Raw genomic sequence first — 14,573 nt, forward strand, 5'->3', positions numbered from 1 at the left:
GATCACGATGGCGCTGCTCGAAGTCGAGAACCTCCAGACCCATTTCCGCACCCCCGGCGGCATCAACCGCGCGGTGGACGGCGTGTCCTTCCACGTCAACGAGGGCGAGACGCTCGCCATCGTCGGCGAATCCGGCTGCGGCAAGTCGGTGACATCGATGTCGCTGATGCGGCTGGTCCCGGAGCCGCCGGGTCGGATCGCAGGCAGCATCCGCTTTGCAGGCAAGGATCTCCTGAAGCTGTCCGACCGCGAGATGCGCGCCATCCGCGGCAACGACATCTCGATGATCTTCCAGGAGCCGATGACCAGCCTCAATCCGGTGCTGACCGTCGGCCGCCAGATCCGCGAGACCCTGATGATCCATCAGGGCCTCGACAAGCAGGCCGCCGAGGCGCACGCGATCGAGATGCTGACGCTGGTCGGCATTCCCGAGCCGAAGCGGCGCGTGCGCGAATATCCGCACCAGCTCTCCGGCGGCATGCGCCAGCGTGTCATGATCGCGGTGGCGCTCGCCTGCAATCCAAAACTCCTGATCGCGGACGAGCCGACCACGGCGCTCGACGTGACCATCCAGGCGCAGATCCTCAAGCTGATGCTCGATCTCAAGCGCCGGGTCGGCGCCGCCATCATTCTGATCACCCACGATCTCGGTGTCGTCGCCGAGATCGCCGAGCGCGTCATGGTGATGTATGCCGGCCGCAAGGTCGAGGAGGCGCCGGTCGCCGAGCTGTTCCGTTCGCCGCGCCATCCCTATACGCAAGGTCTTCTGGGCGCGGTGCCCAAGCTCGGCTCCTCGCTCGCCGGCACCGCGACGCGGCTCGCCGAGATTCCCGGGCAGGTGCCGGATCTGCGCAAGCCGATCACCGGCTGCGTCTTTGCCGGGCGCTGCGCGCTCGCGACCGATCTCTGCCGCCAATACGCGCCGGGGCTGGAAGAGAAGGGCCCGCGCCACATCGCGGCCTGTCACTATGCTGCCAAGGGAGCGATCGCGGCATGAGTCCTCCGCTGCTCCAGGTCAACGACCTCAAGAAGCATTTTCCGATCAACAAGGGCCTCTTCGGACGGCAAACCGAATTCGTCTATGCCGTCGACGGCGTGTCGTTCGAGATCGCGCGCGGCGAGACCTTGTCGCTGGTCGGCGAGTCCGGCTGCGGCAAGTCGACGGTCGGCCGCGCCATCCTGCGCCTGTTCGACATCACCTCGGGCCAGGTCATTCTCGACGGCCAGCGTATCGACGACGCGCATCCGAGCACGATGCGCCAGATGCGCCGGCGCGTGCAGGTCGTGTTCCAGGATCCGTTCTCGAGCCTCAACCCGCGCATGCGCGTGCGCGACATCCTCGCCGAGCCGATCCGCAATTTCGGCCTCGCCAAGTCGAAGGAAGATCTCGAGGTTCGCGTCACGGAGCTGATGGACACCGTACGCCTGCCGCGCGAGGCCTTGAACCGCCGGCCGCATGAATTCTCAGGCGGCCAGCGCCAGCGCATCGGCATCGCGCGGGCGCTCGCGGCCGAGCCCGAGCTGATCGTGTGCGACGAGGCGGTCTCGGCGCTCGACGTCTCGGTCAAGGCCCAGGTCGTCAATCTGCTGCAGGACCTGCAGCAGAAGTTCGGCCTGGCGCTGCTGTTCATCAGCCATGACCTCGCCATCGTCGAGCACATGACCCACCGCGTCGCGGTGATGTATCTCGGCAAGATCGTCGAGGTGGCGCCGCGCCGCGAGATCTTTGCCGCGCCGAGGCATCCCTACACCAAGGCGCTGCTCTCGGCGGTGCCGCTGCCCGAGCCCGGTGCCCAGCGCAATCCGATCATCCTCGGCGGCGACGTGCCGAGCCCGATCAATCCGCCGAAGGGATGCCGCTTCCACACCCGCTGCCCGTTCGTGTTCGACCGCTGCCGCACCGAGGAGCCGACGCTCCGCGCTGTCGGAGACGAGCAGTGGGTGGCGTGCCACCTCGATGCATTGCCGGTGAGTTGAGGCCCGGCGTCAGCCGATCGCGGTCAAGGCACGGCGGATGGCCGCAAAAATGTCGCCGATCTGTTCCTCGGTGATGATCAGCGGCGGCGAGATCAGCAGCGTGTCGCCGCTGCCGCGGATCAGGATGCCGTCCTCGTAGCAGCGATTGGCGCATTCGCTGCCGCGCGCGCCCGGCGCGCCCTCGCGCGGCTTCAGGTCGATCGCGGCCAGGAGCCCGATGTTGCGGATGTCGACGACATGGGGGAGCTCGCGCAAGCCATGCGCGTGGTTTTCCCACACCGGCGCGAGGCGGCGCGCCCGCTCGAACAGGCCGAGATCCTGATACACGTCGAGCGCGGCAAGACCCGCCGCGCAGGCCAGCGGATGCGCCGAATAGGTGTAGCCGTGGAACAACTCGATCGCGTTGTCCGACCCCTGCATCAGCGCGTCATAAACCTTGCCGCTGACGATGACGCCGCCCATCGGCACAGCCGCATTGGTCATGCCCTTGGCACAGGTGATGAGATCGGGTGTCACGCCGAAGGCGTTGGCGCCGAACGCCGCGCCGAGGCGACCGAAGCCGGTGATGACCTCATCGAAGATCAGGAGGATGCCGTGCTGGTCGCAGATCTGGCGCAGCCGTTCGAGATAGCCGACCGGCGGCGGCAGCACGCCTCCGGAACCGGTCACGGGCTCGACGATGACGGCGGCAATCGTCGAGGGATCGTGCACCTGCAGCAGTTTTGAAAGCTCGTCGGCGAGATGCGCGCCCCATTGCGGCTGTCCGCGCGAGAACGCTGCATGCTCCGGATCATGCGTGTGCGGCAGATGGTCGACCTCCGGCAGCAGCGGACCAAAGTCCCTGCGGTGGCGGACGATGCCGCTGACCGACAGGCCGCCCCAGCCCATGCCGTGATAGGCCTTGGCGCGTGAGATGAAGCGGATGCGGCTGGCGTCACCGCGGACGCGGTGATAGCCGCGCGCGATCTTCAGCGCGGTGTCAACCGATTCCGAGCCGGAATTGGTGAAGAAGACGTGGTCGAGTCCGGCGGGCGCAATCTCGGTGATGCGGCGGGCGAGCTCGAAGGCGGCCGGATGGCTCATCTGGAACGAGGAGACGAAGTCGAGCTTCGCCGCCTGCGCCTGGATCGCCTCGACGATGCGCCTTTGCGCATGTCCCGCGTTCACGCACCACAACCCCGCCATGCCGTCGAGAATGCGCCTGTCGTCATCGGTGATGTAGTGCATGCCCTCGGCGCCGACGAAGATGCGCGGTTTCGACTTGAACTGCCGGTTCGGCGTCATCGGCAGCCAGAACGGCTCCATGGCCTCGCGGGTGAGGGGGCTGTTGGAGGAAGCGAAGGCATTCATGGTCATGACAACTCTTGCAAAGGTCAGGAGGCTTTGGATGGCGCGTTGGAATTGGCCGGGCCGCGCTTGAGCTTTGCTGCGCCTTCGAGATGCCGGCGCAGCAGCGCGGCGGCGGCCTCGTTCTGGCCGGCTTCGAGCTGGTCGAGGATGGCGAGATGCTCGCGGCAGTTCACGATCACGCGCTCGTGGCCGAAGGTCCAGTCGTAGTTGCCGAAGCGCCGCAGCCGGTTCTGCTGTTGAACCGCGACCAGCAGATAACGGTTGCCCGATGCGGCGGCGAGGCCTTCGTGGAAGGCCGCGTTCATCTCGTAGAGCGCGATGCTGGCGGTGTCGCTCCACGGCATCGCCAGCATCTCCTGATGACGGCGGCGCATCTCGGCCGCCCAGGCCGGATCGAGCCTGAAGCCCGGTTCGAGCAGGCCGGCCGGCTCGATCAGCAGGCGATAGCGATAGCTCTCGTCGCGCGCCTGCGTATCGGCGAGCGTCGGCTGGAAGCGCCAGCCATGACCCGGCTTGCGCTGGACCGCGGCGACCTCGGCAAGCTTGCTGAGCACGCGCTGCACGATCGGCCGTGTCGCATCGTAGCGCTGCATCAGGTCGCGCTCGGAAACGTCCTCCGGCAGCCGGCCGGCGCGGCGGTCGCGCGCGATCGCGAGGAACAGCCGGTCGGTCTCGTCGGGGCTGGGCTTTGGCGGTACCTTATGCGTGGCGGGGGCGGCCTCCGCGACGAAATAGCCGCGGCTGGCACCGGCATGCACGAGCTTGCGCCGCGCCAAGAGCTTCAGCGCAGCGCGCACCGGCGTGCGCGAGACCTGGAGGCGCTCGGCGAGCGCGACTTCGGCAAGGCGCGTGCCGGGCGCGAGCCCTTCGCTCCGGATCAGGTCCATGATCCCGGCCGACAGTTCCCGCTGCAGCCGGCTTGGCGATGCTTTTTCCACGGCAGATTTCGCAGTCGAAGATTTTTGTTTCATGTCATCACAAAATACATTAGGCTTCATGAGAAAGCAAAAGGAACTTCAAGAAGGAATTTGGCGTCCCATGGTCGAGCCCTTTCCCCTGATCGAAATCTCCGGCCCGCCGCGCGAGCGTGGCCGTCAGTACGGGCAGAAGGCGGCGGGCCGCATCAAGAAGGGGACGACGCACTACTTCGCGCAGCTGAAGGAGCTCTCGCTCGATGCGAAGGGCGTATCCGAACTGGTGCGGGACTATCTGCCTGTTATCGAGGGCTTCGATCCGACCTATATCGAAGAGATGCGCGGCATTGCGGAGGGCGCCGACGTTCCGTTCGAGGATGTCGTGCTGCTCAACGCCCGCACAGAGATCCTCAAGCTTGCCAATCCAAAGATCCGCGCGCGCCTGAAGACGCCCGACGAGCCTGACGGCTGCACCGGCGTCGTCGTGATGCCGCAGGCGGCCGCGAGCGGCCGCCTGATCCACTCCCAGAACTGGGACTGGAAGCGCGAATGCGCCGAGACGGCAGTGGTGCTGAAGGTCCGGCGCGATGACGGTCCTGATCTCATGACCTTCACCGAGGCCGGCGCCCTCGGTCGCTGTGGCTTCAACGCGGTCGGCATCGCGATCACCGCGAACTATCTCCAAAGTGACCGTGACTATCGCCAGGTCGGCGTGCCCTTGGCGCTGATCCGCCGCAAGGTGCTGGAACAGGAGCATCTCGCGCTGGCGATGCGTGCCGTCTATTGCACCAGGAAGTCCGCGGCCAACAACATGATCGTCAGCCATCGCGAGGGCGTGGCGATTGATTTCGAATGTGCGCCGGATGAGACCTTTCAGGTGCATCCGCAGAACGGCCTGCTGGTGCACGCCAATCACTTCGTGAGCCCGGTTGCGCTCGGCAAGCTCAAGGACGCCGGCATCCAGGATACGCCCGATAGTCTCTACCGCGACATTCGCGTCCGCGATCTGCTGCAGCCGCACATCGGCAGCATCACCTTCGACACCGTCAAGAACGCCCTGTTCGACGAGTTCGCCTATCCCTGGTCGGTGTGCCGCCCGCCGCGCCGCAATCTCAGCAACAACCTCAGCGCCACCGTGGCGATGATCCTGATGGAGCCGGCGAGCGGAATGATGCAGGCGGCGCCGCTGCCGGCGCTCAATCGCGAGTTCACCACTTACCAGCTCGAGATCGACGAAATCGGGCGGGCCGCGTACGAGCGGTCTGCCGCCGCGGGGGCCGCGTGATGCGGCGGCGTCGGCCATCGCCGGCATGGGCGGTCGGTTTGGCCGCGCTCGCCCTGTGGGCCATGCTGGGGAGGGCCGGCGCCGAAACATTGCTGCGGACGCGGCTCAATGCCGACATCCGTTCCACCGATCCCGGCACCAATCGCGACGCCAACACCGACGGCGTGATCGCGCATGTGGTGGAGGGCCTTGTCGCCTTCCGTGACGACACCTCGATCGGCCCGATGCTGGCCGAGAGCTGGACCGTTTCGAACGAAGGCAAGACCTATACGTTCCGCCTGCGCCAGGACATCAAGTTCCATAATGGTGCGATCATGACGGCGGACGACGTGGTCTGGTCGCTGAAGCGCTGGCTCGACCCGGCAACGCAATGGCGTTGCCTGTCCGAGTTCAGCGCCACCGGCATCGCGCGGATCGAGAAGATCGAGGCGCCCGATCCGCAGACCGTTGCCATCACGCTCGATCAGCCGACGGCCCTGTTCCTGCCGACCCTGGCGCGTCCCGATTGCGGCCAGACCGCCATCATTCACCGCGACTCCGTCGGTCCTGACGGCAAATGGATCGCCCCTGTTGGCACCGGCCCGTTCAAGCTCGCCGAGTGGAAGCGGGGACAATATGTCGATGTCGTGCGGTTCGACGGCTACGTCTCGCGCAGCGAGCCGCGCACCGGTTACACCGGCGCCAAGGACGTCAAGGTCGATCGCGTTCGTTTCAACGTGATCCCGGACAGTTCTGCGGCGAAGGCGGGACTGCTCAGCGGCTCGCTCGACGTCATCATGAGCCTGTCGATCCCCGATCTCGAGGAGCTCAAATCGCGTCCCGAGGTGCAGCTCAGCATCACGCCCGCGCTCGGCCTCACCGGCATCCTGTTCCAGACCAAAGACCCGCTGCTGAAGGACGTGCGCATCCGCCGCGCCATTGCGCTGTCGATCGACACCGCGCAGATCGTCGATGCCGTGATGATGGGCACCGCGCGCCCCAACAATTCCGCGCTGCCGCTCGGCGGCCCCTTCTACAGCGAGGCGCAGTCGCACGGCTACGCGCAGAACATCGCGGAGGCCAAGAAGCTGCTGCTGGAAGCCGGCTATCGCGGCCAGCCGATCAAGATGATCACCAACAAGCGCTACAGCTACGTGTTCGATTCCTCCGTGCTGGTGCAGGCGATGGCGCAAACCGTCGGCATCAACGTCGAGCTCGAGGTCATGGACTGGGCCGCGCAGCTCGACCGCTACAACCGCGGCGACTACCAGTCGATGGCCTTTACCTATTCGGCGCGGCTCGATCCCTCCTTGAGCTTCGAGATGCTGACCGGTCCGAAGGCGACGCAACCGCGCAAGGTCTGGGATAATCCGGAGGCGCAGGAGATGCTGCGCCAGTCCATGATGATCGACGACGCCGCCAAACGGCAGGCGCTGTTCGACGAGATGCACAAGCGCTTCATCGCCGACGTGCCGATGATCGTGCTGTTCAACGGTGCCGAGCTGACGGCGCTGCGCAAGGGCATCAAGGGCTATGCCGGCTGGCTCTATCCGCAGCCGCGGTTCTGGGGCGTCATGGTCGAGTAGGGCGGCGCCATGTTGGGTTACCTCGCAAGACGGCTGGCCATGACAATCCCGACGCTGCTGCTGGTCGCGGTCGGGGTCTTTGCGCTGGTCCGGCTCATTCCCGGCGATCCCGTTCAGGTGATGCTCGGCGATGCTGCCGATCCCGCGCAGGCGGCGCAGCTCCGCGCCCAGCTCGGGCTCGACCAGCCGATCCCGGTCCAGTTCATGCACTGGATCGCCAAGCTTGCGACCGGGGATTTCGGGCACTCCATCACCAACAATCTCGAAGTGCTGCCGCTGATCCTCGATCGCTTCCAGGTCAGCGCCGTCATCGTGCTGGTGGCGGTTGCGGCGGCCGCATGCATCGCGGTTCCCGCCGGCCTCGTCGCGGCCTGGAAGCAGAACAGCCTGCTCGATCTCTCCGTCGTCGGCGGCGCCACGCTGCTGCTGTCGATCCCGAGCTTCTGGCTCGGTCTTCTGCTGCTATTGCTGTTCGGCCTCAAGCTGAAATGGCTGCCGGTGATCGGCTATGTGCCCTTCACGGAGAATTTCTGGCAGGCGGCGACCTTCATCGTGCTGCCGATCGCGACGCTGACCATGGTCGAGATCGGCGTGCTCACGCGCATGGCGCGCGCCGCCTCGATCGAGGTGCTCAGGCTCGAATATGTCACCCACGCACGCGCCAAGGGCGTGCCGGAATGGCGCGTGCTGGCGCGGCACGTGCTGCCGAACGCGTTTGCGCCGACTTGGACCCTGATCGGCCTCGTGCTCGGCCATCTCCTCGGCGGCATTGCCGTGATCGAGACCGTGTTCACGCTGCCGGGGCTTGGCCGGCTCCTGGTCGATTCCATCTTCGCCCGCGATTATCCCGTGGTGCAGGGCTGTCTGCTGTTCACGGCGGTGATCTACGTCGTCGTCAATCTGATCGTCGACCTCTGCTATCCCTTGTTCGATCCCAGGGTGACGGTGGCATGAGGATGCGCGCCAACACCGCGATCGGCGGTACCTTGATCGCGCTCCTGCTCGGTGCGGCGGGCACCGGTGCGTTCTGGACGCCGTTCGACCCGCTGCGCATCAATCTGCGCGCGCGCCTGCAGGCGCCGTCGTCGCTGCATTGGTTCGGGACGGACGAGTTCGGCCGCGACGTGCTCAGCCGCATCATGGTCGGGGCCGGCGCGAGCGTCGTGATTGCCCTGATCACGGTGCTGCTGGCGGTGACCGCCGGCATGGTGATCGGCTGCGCGGCCGGCTACATCCGCGGCTGGGCCGATCGCATCATCATGGCCGTCAATGACGCGCTGCTGGCGTTTCCCGGTATCCTGCTGGCGCTGGCGGTGATGATCGTGGTCGGCGCCAACAAGGCCGGGCTGATCCTGGCGCTTGGCCTTGCCTACATCCCGTCGGTGGTCCGCGTGGTGCGCGGCACCGTGCTGTCGATCCGCGAGAAGGAATATGTCGAGGCCTCGCGCGTCATCGGCAATTCGGAAGTTTATTCGATGTTCCGCCACGTGATGCCGAATGCGATCGCGCCGGTTGCGGTGCTCGCGACCAGCATGTTCGGCTGGGTGCTGCTGGCCGAGAGCGCGCTGAGCTTCCTCGGCCTCGGCGTGCCGCCGCCGGCGCCGACCTGGGGCAACATGCTGGCGGCAAGCCGTCCGTTCATGGAGACCGCGGCCTGGCTCTCGATCGCCCCGGGCCTCTGCATCGCGCTGACGCTGCTCGGCATCAACCTGCTCGGCGATTCCCTGCGTGATCGCCTCGACCCCAGGATGGCGCACGGATGACGCTGCTGTCGGTCGAGAATCTGCGTATTGAGGTCGCCGCCAGCAAGGCGGCGATCGTCGAGGATTTGTCCTTTGCCGTCGAGCGCGGCGAGTTCCTCGCGGTCGTCGGCGAATCCGGCAGCGGCAAGACGGCGGCGGCACGCGCCGTGCTCGGCCTGTTGCCGCCGGGGCTGCGCAAGGCCGGCGGCCGCATCGTGCTTGATGGCGTCGATCTCGCCAACGTCTCGGGGCGCCAGATGCGGACGCTGCGCGGGCCCGTTGTCGGCATGGTGTTCCAGGAGCCGATGGTGTCGCTCAATCCCGCCATCAGCGTCGGTGCGCAGATGGCGGAAGGCCTCGGCCTGCACGAGCGGCTCGGCAAGCGCGAGATCAAACGCCGCTGCCTCGACATGCTGGCGCGCGTGCAGATCCGCGATCCCGAGCGGACGTTTGACGCCTATCCGCACGAATTCTCCGGCGGCATGCGCCAGCGCATCATGCTGGCCTCGGTGATGCTGTTGAAGCCGAAGCTGCTGATCGCGGACGAGCCGACCACGGCGCTCGATACGCTGACGCAGCGCGAGGTGCTCGATCTCATGGTCGGGCTGGCCCGCGACCACGGCACCTCGGTGATGCTGATCACCCACAACCTCGGCCTCGTCTCGCGCTATGCGCAGCGCGCGCTGGTGCTGCGCCAGGGCAGGATGGTCGAAACCGGCACGACGCGGCAGATCCTGTTCTCGCCGCGCGAGGCCTATACCAAACGTCTGGTCGAGGCCCTGCCGCGTCGCGGCGCCACGACGAAGGCGCGACAGGGTGGCGAACCGCTCGTCAGCGTGCGCGGACTGAAGGTCGGCTTTGCCGGGCGGCAGCGGCTGTTCCGCCGCGACAGCGGCGTCTCCGCCGTCAACGGCGTCGATCTCGACATTGCCGCGGGTGAGACCGTTGCCGTGGTCGGCGGCAGCGGCTCCGGCAAGACCACGCTCGGCCGTGCCATGCTGCGGCTGATTCCGACAACAGACGGCGAGATCAGGTTCCGGGGCAGGGACGTCACGGCCACCGTCGATCGCGACTTCCGTCTCGCCTCGCAGCTCGTGTTCCAGGATCCCTATTCCTCGCTCGATCCGCGCATGCGCGTCGGCGAGATCGTCGCCGAGCCGCTGCGTCACGTGCCGCAATTGACGCCGTCCGAGCGCGACAGGCGCGTCGAGGCGATGCTCGACGAGGTCGGGCTTGCCGGCCTCGGCAAGCGCTGGCCGCATGAATTGTCCGGCGGGCAGCGGCAGCGCATCGCGATTGCGCGCGCCATCGTGCGCGAGCCGGCCTTCGTCGTTGCGGACGAGCCGGTCTCGGCGCTCGACATGACCATCCAGGCGCAGGTGCTAAAACTGTTCGAGCGGCTGCAGGCGCAATACGGTTTTGCCTGCCTGTTCATCAGCCATGATCTCGCGGCGGTCGAGCAGGTCGCCGACCGCGTGGTGGTGATGCAGGGTGGCAAGATCGTCGAGCAGGGCTCGCGCGACGACATCTTCGATCGCCCCCAGCATGACTACACCAAGGCGCTGCTCGCAGCCGCGCCCGTCTTGGACTTCGCTGGTGCGGCGGCGGAGCGAGCCTCGGGTTAATCAGGATCTTGCGTATGAAGCGTTTTGTCGTCGCGTTGTGTCTGATGCTCGCGCCGTTATCCGCGGCCCGCGCCGAGAGCGTCCTGCGCAGCATGGTCACGACCGATATCCGCGGCCTGATGCCGGGCAACAGCCCCGATGACAACACCGGCCTGGTGCTGCAGCAGATCTACGAGGGGCTCGTCGCCTGGCGCAGCGACGGCACCGTCGCCCCGATGCTGGCCAAAGCGGTCGAGACGTCGGAGGATGGCCGCACTTACGCCTTTACGCTGCGCGAGGGCGTCACCTTCCACAACGGCGCGCCGCTGACGTCGCGCGAGGTAGCGTGGACCTGGGAGCGCTTCCTCGATCCGAAATCCGCCTGGCCATGCCGGACCAATTTCGACGGCACGCGCAAGATCAAGATCGTCGAGATCACGGCGCCGTCGCCGGAACAAGTCGTCTTCCGCCTGGCGGAGCCGAGTGGCGCCTTCCTCAGCACGATGGCGCGGGCCGATTGCGACGGCACCGGCATCGCGCATCCGGACTCGGTCGGCGCCGATGGTGCCTGGCAGAAGGCGATCGGCACCGGGCCGTTCAAGCTTGCCGAATGGCGCCGCGGCCAGTTCATCGAGCTCGTCCGCAACGAGGCCTATGCGGCGCGCAGCGAGCCGGCCGATGGGCTTGCCGGGGCCAAGCTGCCCAAGGTCGATCGCATCAAGCTCTCCATCGTGCCTGATCCGGCGGCGGCGAAGGCCGCGATCCAGTCGGGCAATCTCGATCTCTGGCCGTCGGCCGATCCCAAATTCGCGAGTGAGCTGAAGTCGGCAGGCCTGGTGATCGCCTCAGCCCCGGTCGCCTCGCTGAATGCGATCGTGATGCAGACGGGCGATCCGCTGCTGAAGGACAAACGCATCCGCGAGGCGATCGCGGCCTCGCTCGACTATCCCGGCATGAGCGACAATCTCACCGACGGTTTTGCCAAGCCGAGCACCTCGCTCGTGCCGCTGTCGAGCCGTTACTACGGCGCGGTGGAGCAGGCCGGCCCAAACCTCGACATCGCGCGCGCAAAGAAGCTGCTGAGCGAGGCGGGCTACAAGGGCGAGCCGATCAGGATCACCACCAATTCACGGTTTCCGGTGATGAACGACGTCGCCGTGCTGGCGCAGGCGATGGCGCAGCAGGCGGGCCTCAATCTCACGGTCGAGGTCGTCGAGTTCGCGGCCCAGCTCATCCGCTACAACAAGGGCGACTATCAGCTCATGGTGTGGAACTACACGCCCTATCTCGATCCCGCCTTCGGCCTCGACCGCTTCATCGGCGACAAGGCCGCGCAGCCGGATCGCGTCTGGGGCAATCGCGATGCGATCGAGCTGCTCGGCAAGCTGATGGAAACGTCCGAACCCGCCGCGCGCCAGCCGCTGTTCGATGCGCTCCACAAACTGTTCGTCGACGATGCGCCGATGATCGTGTGGAGCTCCGGCGTCAACGTCTCCGCGGTCTCGCCTGCCGTGCGCGGTTACGCGCCGTGGGCTGGCCGCAAACCCCGCTTCTGGAATGTCGAGGTTGTCAGATGATTTCCCTAGCCCAGCGCAGGCAACATGCCTGGCCGGACGGCGCGCGCTGCGTCGTCGGCCTCACGCTCGATTTCGACGGCACCTCGCTCGAACGCGGCCGCGGCCAGCTGCCGCTCGGGGCGCGCTCGCACGGTCGCTATTCCGCCAAATGCGGCATCCCGCGCTTCGTCGACATGTTCACGCGGCACAACGTGCCCTGGACATTCTATGTCTCGGGCTATGACGCGGAAGAAAGTCCCGATCTCGTCCGCGACATCTCGCGCTTGGGCGTCGAGATCGGCTCGCACGGCTATTTTCACGAGGGCGTCGATCCCGGCGATGCCGAGCCGGAGCTCCTGGAACGGACGCACCGGCTGCTCACGGAGATCACCGGCATCGCGCCGCGGGGATGGCGCTCGCCGTCCGGGCACAAGACCGCGCGCACGCTGCGCAAGCTCCGCGAGCTCGGCTATGTCTACGATTCCAGCGACAAGGATTTCGACCTGCCGTATCTCGCCCGCTATGACGGCGAGGAGCGCAGCGACTATGTCTGCCTGCCCAACAACACATCGAGCCTCGACGATTTCCCGTTCTACCGCGTCAGCTATACGCCGCCGTCGGAAGTGCTGACGCATTGGGAGCAGGAGTTCGACGCCATCTATGCCGAGGGCGGTTACTACAACCTGACCTTCCACCCGCGCGTCGGTTATGGCTCCGGCTCACCTGCGCGCGTCGCCGCAGTCGAAGGGCTGATCAAATATGCCAAGCGCCATGAGGGCGTGCGCTTCGTCGGCATGCTCGAGATCGCCGAATGGTGCCTGAAGCGTCCGACCGATTGGCGGCGGGACTGGAGCGGACAATGACGAAGCCGATCATTCCAATTGTCGTGACCGTCAATCTCCAGGGCAAGACGGTGGAGCTGACCCAGCTTGGCGAGGACGCTCTGTTCGGCCGCGCCTCTTACGGAAAATACGCCTATGCAGTCGGCTGCGAGCGGCTGTTCGGGCTGCTCGATCGTCACGGCATCAAATCCACCGTGTTCGTGCCCGGCGCGGAGGCTGCGGCCAATCCCAACTATATCGCAGCGCTCGCCGGCCGCGGTCATGAGATCGCCGCGCACGGCTGGGCGATGGAGGAGATGGACGCGGCCGGCATCGACGAGCGCGGGCTGCTCGAGCGCACGCATGCCACGCTGTCGCGGATCGTCGGCCGTGCGCCGCGCGGTTTCCGGGCGCCGCATGGTCGCCTCAGCGAACGTACGCTCGGGCATCTGGCCGATCTCGGCTATCGCTACGATTCGAGCTTTCAGGATGACGACCATCCGTACCGGCTCGATGCCGATGGCGGCCACGGCATGGTCGAGGTGCCGCATGCGGAGATCCTGATCGACGCGACGCTCTACGGCCAGCGCCAGACGCATGATCGCGTCATCAAGATGTGGCGCGAGGAGATCGAGGCGATGCATCGCGAGCGCTGCCTGATCACGCTGACGCTGCATCCGCGCAGCGACTACGGCAGCGCGCGGGCGAGCCGTGTCGCCGCGCTCGACGGCCTGCTGAGCTGGCTGCGGGGTCTGGACGGCGTTGCGTTCCTGACCTGCGAAGAGGTCGCCGATCGATCGGGTTCCTGATCCTAGACGTGCCGCGGCATGCGGGACTTGGCCAGCACGCAGTGAATGCCCTTGTTGCCGTCGACCAGCTGCGTGACGCGGAGGTCGGCGGCGATCGAGCAGAGCGTGTAGGCATCCTGCGCACTGATGCCGCTCTTCTCCCGGATCAGGGCGATCATGTCGCGCAGCGCCGCCTTGGCCGCGTCGTCGAGATCCTCGTCGAACCCCATGGTGATCCAGTCCGATGCCGTCTCCGCGCGGGGCGAGGTGAGACGGAGATCGCGGCGGACGTGGAATTCGAACGTGCCGGTGAGCGCCGCCTCGATCGCGGTCAGGCAGACTTCGCCGTCGCCTTGCAGCGCGTGGCCGTCGCCGGCCGAGAACAGCGCGCCCGGCACGAACACCGGAAAATAAAGCGTGCTGCCGGCCCCGAGCTCCTTGTTGTCCATGTTGCCGCCGAACGCGCGCGGCTCCTTCGAGGACAGCCGGCCCCAGGCCGGCGGCGGCGCCGCGCCGAAATTGCCGAAGAAGGGGGAGAGCGGCAGCTCCTGGCCCCAGGGAAGTCTTGCGACGTTGCGCGCGCGGTCCAGCGGAATGTGGATGCGGCGGAACTCGGGAAAATCCTCCGGCAGCGTGCCGAGCGTCGGCACCTGCAGATTCCAGCCCCAGTTGCAGCGCAGCTCGATATTCAGGACGCGCACTTCCAGCACGTCGCCGGGTTCGGCGCCCTCGACGTGGATCGGCCCGGTGAGGAGGTGCGGGCCCGGACCGCGGAAGGCGCTTGCCAGCACCTCCGCATGGCCAGGCACGACCTCATAGCCGAGCGAGGGATCGGGCAGATCGTCCGGCTCGCCCGACAGCGTCTCGATGGTGACCCGGTCTCCGGATGCGACCCGGAGCACCGGCTTCAATCGTCCGTCCCAGAGTCCCCACTGGACATTTCCGGGTGTGGAGCGCAGGACGTGGTCCAT

General features: G+C 66.7%; 13 protein-coding genes. 10 read left to right on the top strand and 3 right to left on the bottom strand.

What is annotated here, in order from left to right:
• Positions 1 to 7 precede the first annotated feature (7 nt).
• The gene (locus tag IQ16_RS07360; protein WP_026312732.1) at positions 8 to 997 is read left to right on the top strand and encodes an ABC transporter ATP-binding protein; all 990 of its coding nucleotides are present in this window, start codon (positions 8 to 10) and stop codon (positions 995 to 997) included.
• Positions 994 to 1,977, top strand: a complete 984-nt coding sequence (locus IQ16_RS07365; RefSeq protein WP_018647554.1) for an ABC transporter ATP-binding protein — start codon at positions 994 to 996, stop codon at positions 1,975 to 1,977. The genes IQ16_RS07360 and IQ16_RS07365 overlap by 4 nt, the downstream gene beginning before the upstream one ends.
• Positions 1,978 to 1,986: 9 nt before the next feature.
• Here IQ16_RS07365 and aptA read toward each other — a convergent pair whose 3' ends face one another.
• Together aptA and IQ16_RS07375 are read right to left on the bottom strand one after the other, a co-directional pair.
• Entirely contained in the window at positions 1,987 to 3,327 is a 1,341-nt protein-coding gene (gene aptA / locus IQ16_RS07370; protein ID WP_244635563.1) for an omega-aminotransferase AptA, read from the bottom strand.
• A gap of 23 nt (positions 3,328 to 3,350) precedes the next feature.
• Positions 3,351 to 4,265, bottom strand: a complete 915-nt coding sequence (locus IQ16_RS07375; RefSeq protein ID WP_018647552.1) for a GntR family transcriptional regulator — start codon at positions 4,263 to 4,265, stop codon at positions 3,351 to 3,353.
• A gap of 100 nt (positions 4,266 to 4,365) precedes the next feature.
• Between IQ16_RS07375 and IQ16_RS07380 the strand changes: the two genes are divergently transcribed.
• The 8 genes from IQ16_RS07380 to IQ16_RS07415 are packed head-to-tail and all read left to right on the top strand — an operon-like array spanning position 4,366 to position 13,623.
• Complete coding sequence (locus IQ16_RS07380) at positions 4,366 to 5,526, top strand: C45 family autoproteolytic acyltransferase/hydrolase (protein WP_018647551.1); 1,161 nt, start codon at positions 4,366 to 4,368, stop codon at positions 5,524 to 5,526.
• Positions 5,526 to 7,091, top strand: coding sequence for an ABC transporter substrate-binding protein (locus tag IQ16_RS07385; RefSeq protein WP_430648211.1), 1,566 nt, complete (start codon positions 5,526 to 5,528; stop codon positions 7,089 to 7,091). Before IQ16_RS07380 ends, IQ16_RS07385 begins: the two co-directional genes overlap by 1 nt.
• 9 nt (positions 7,092 to 7,100) lie before the next feature.
• Positions 7,101 to 8,045, top strand: a complete 945-nt coding sequence (locus IQ16_RS07390) for an ABC transporter permease (RefSeq protein WP_026312729.1) — start codon at positions 7,101 to 7,103, stop codon at positions 8,043 to 8,045.
• Entirely contained in the window at positions 8,042 to 8,854 is an 813-nt protein-coding gene (locus IQ16_RS07395; RefSeq protein WP_018647548.1) for an ABC transporter permease, read from the top strand. The genes IQ16_RS07390 and IQ16_RS07395 overlap by 4 nt, the downstream gene beginning before the upstream one ends.
• Complete coding sequence (locus IQ16_RS07400; RefSeq protein ID WP_018647547.1) at positions 8,851 to 10,458, top strand: ABC transporter ATP-binding protein; 1,608 nt, start codon at positions 8,851 to 8,853, stop codon at positions 10,456 to 10,458. Before IQ16_RS07395 ends, IQ16_RS07400 begins: the two co-directional genes overlap by 4 nt.
• 14 nt (positions 10,459 to 10,472) lie before the next feature.
• Positions 10,473 to 12,014, top strand: a complete 1,542-nt coding sequence (locus IQ16_RS07405) for an ABC transporter substrate-binding protein (protein WP_018647546.1) — start codon at positions 10,473 to 10,475, stop codon at positions 12,012 to 12,014.
• Complete coding sequence (locus IQ16_RS07410; protein WP_018647545.1) at positions 12,011 to 12,856, top strand: polysaccharide deacetylase family protein; 846 nt, start codon at positions 12,011 to 12,013, stop codon at positions 12,854 to 12,856. Before IQ16_RS07405 ends, IQ16_RS07410 begins: the two co-directional genes overlap by 4 nt.
• Positions 12,853 to 13,623 (top strand): polysaccharide deacetylase family protein, encoded by a 771-nt coding sequence (locus IQ16_RS07415; protein ID WP_018647544.1) that lies wholly within the window; start codon positions 12,853 to 12,855, stop codon positions 13,621 to 13,623. The genes IQ16_RS07410 and IQ16_RS07415 overlap by 4 nt, the downstream gene beginning before the upstream one ends.
• Before the next feature lie 2 nt (positions 13,624 to 13,625).
• Here the strand turns inward: IQ16_RS07415 and IQ16_RS07420 are convergent, their stop codons facing one another.
• Entirely contained in the window at positions 13,626 to 14,573 is a 948-nt protein-coding gene (locus IQ16_RS07420; protein ID WP_018647543.1) for an acetamidase/formamidase family protein, read from the bottom strand.

The organism is Bradyrhizobium huanghuaihaiense (genome assembly GCF_007830635.1).
In the GTDB taxonomy this organism is placed as follows: domain Bacteria; phylum Pseudomonadota; class Alphaproteobacteria; order Rhizobiales; family Xanthobacteraceae; genus Bradyrhizobium; species Bradyrhizobium huanghuaihaiense.

Coding starts and splice junctions, on each gene's coding strand:
- IQ16_RS07360 (WP_026312732.1), top strand. CDS start 8: ATGGCGCTGCTCGAAGTCGAGAACCTCCAGACCCATTTCCGCACCCCC.
- IQ16_RS07365 (WP_018647554.1), top strand. CDS start 994: ATGAGTCCTCCGCTGCTCCAGGTCAACGACCTCAAGAAGCATTTTCCG.
- aptA (WP_244635563.1), bottom strand. CDS start 3,327: ATGAATGCCTTCGCTTCCTCCAACAGCCCCCTCACCCGCGAGGCCATG.
- IQ16_RS07380 (WP_018647551.1), top strand. CDS start 4,366: ATGGTCGAGCCCTTTCCCCTGATCGAAATCTCCGGCCCGCCGCGCGAG.
- IQ16_RS07385 (WP_430648211.1), top strand. CDS start 5,526: ATGCGGCGGCGTCGGCCATCGCCGGCATGGGCGGTCGGTTTGGCCGCG.
- IQ16_RS07390 (WP_026312729.1), top strand. CDS start 7,101: ATGTTGGGTTACCTCGCAAGACGGCTGGCCATGACAATCCCGACGCTG.
- IQ16_RS07395 (WP_018647548.1), top strand. CDS start 8,042: ATGAGGATGCGCGCCAACACCGCGATCGGCGGTACCTTGATCGCGCTC.
- IQ16_RS07400 (WP_018647547.1), top strand. CDS start 8,851: ATGACGCTGCTGTCGGTCGAGAATCTGCGTATTGAGGTCGCCGCCAGC.
- IQ16_RS07405 (WP_018647546.1), top strand. CDS start 10,473: ATGAAGCGTTTTGTCGTCGCGTTGTGTCTGATGCTCGCGCCGTTATCC.
- IQ16_RS07410 (WP_018647545.1), top strand. CDS start 12,011: ATGATTTCCCTAGCCCAGCGCAGGCAACATGCCTGGCCGGACGGCGCG.
- IQ16_RS07415 (WP_018647544.1), top strand. CDS start 12,853: ATGACGAAGCCGATCATTCCAATTGTCGTGACCGTCAATCTCCAGGGC.
- IQ16_RS07420 (WP_018647543.1), bottom strand. CDS start 14,573: ATGGACCACGTCCTGCGCTCCACACCCGGAAATGTCCAGTGGGGACTC.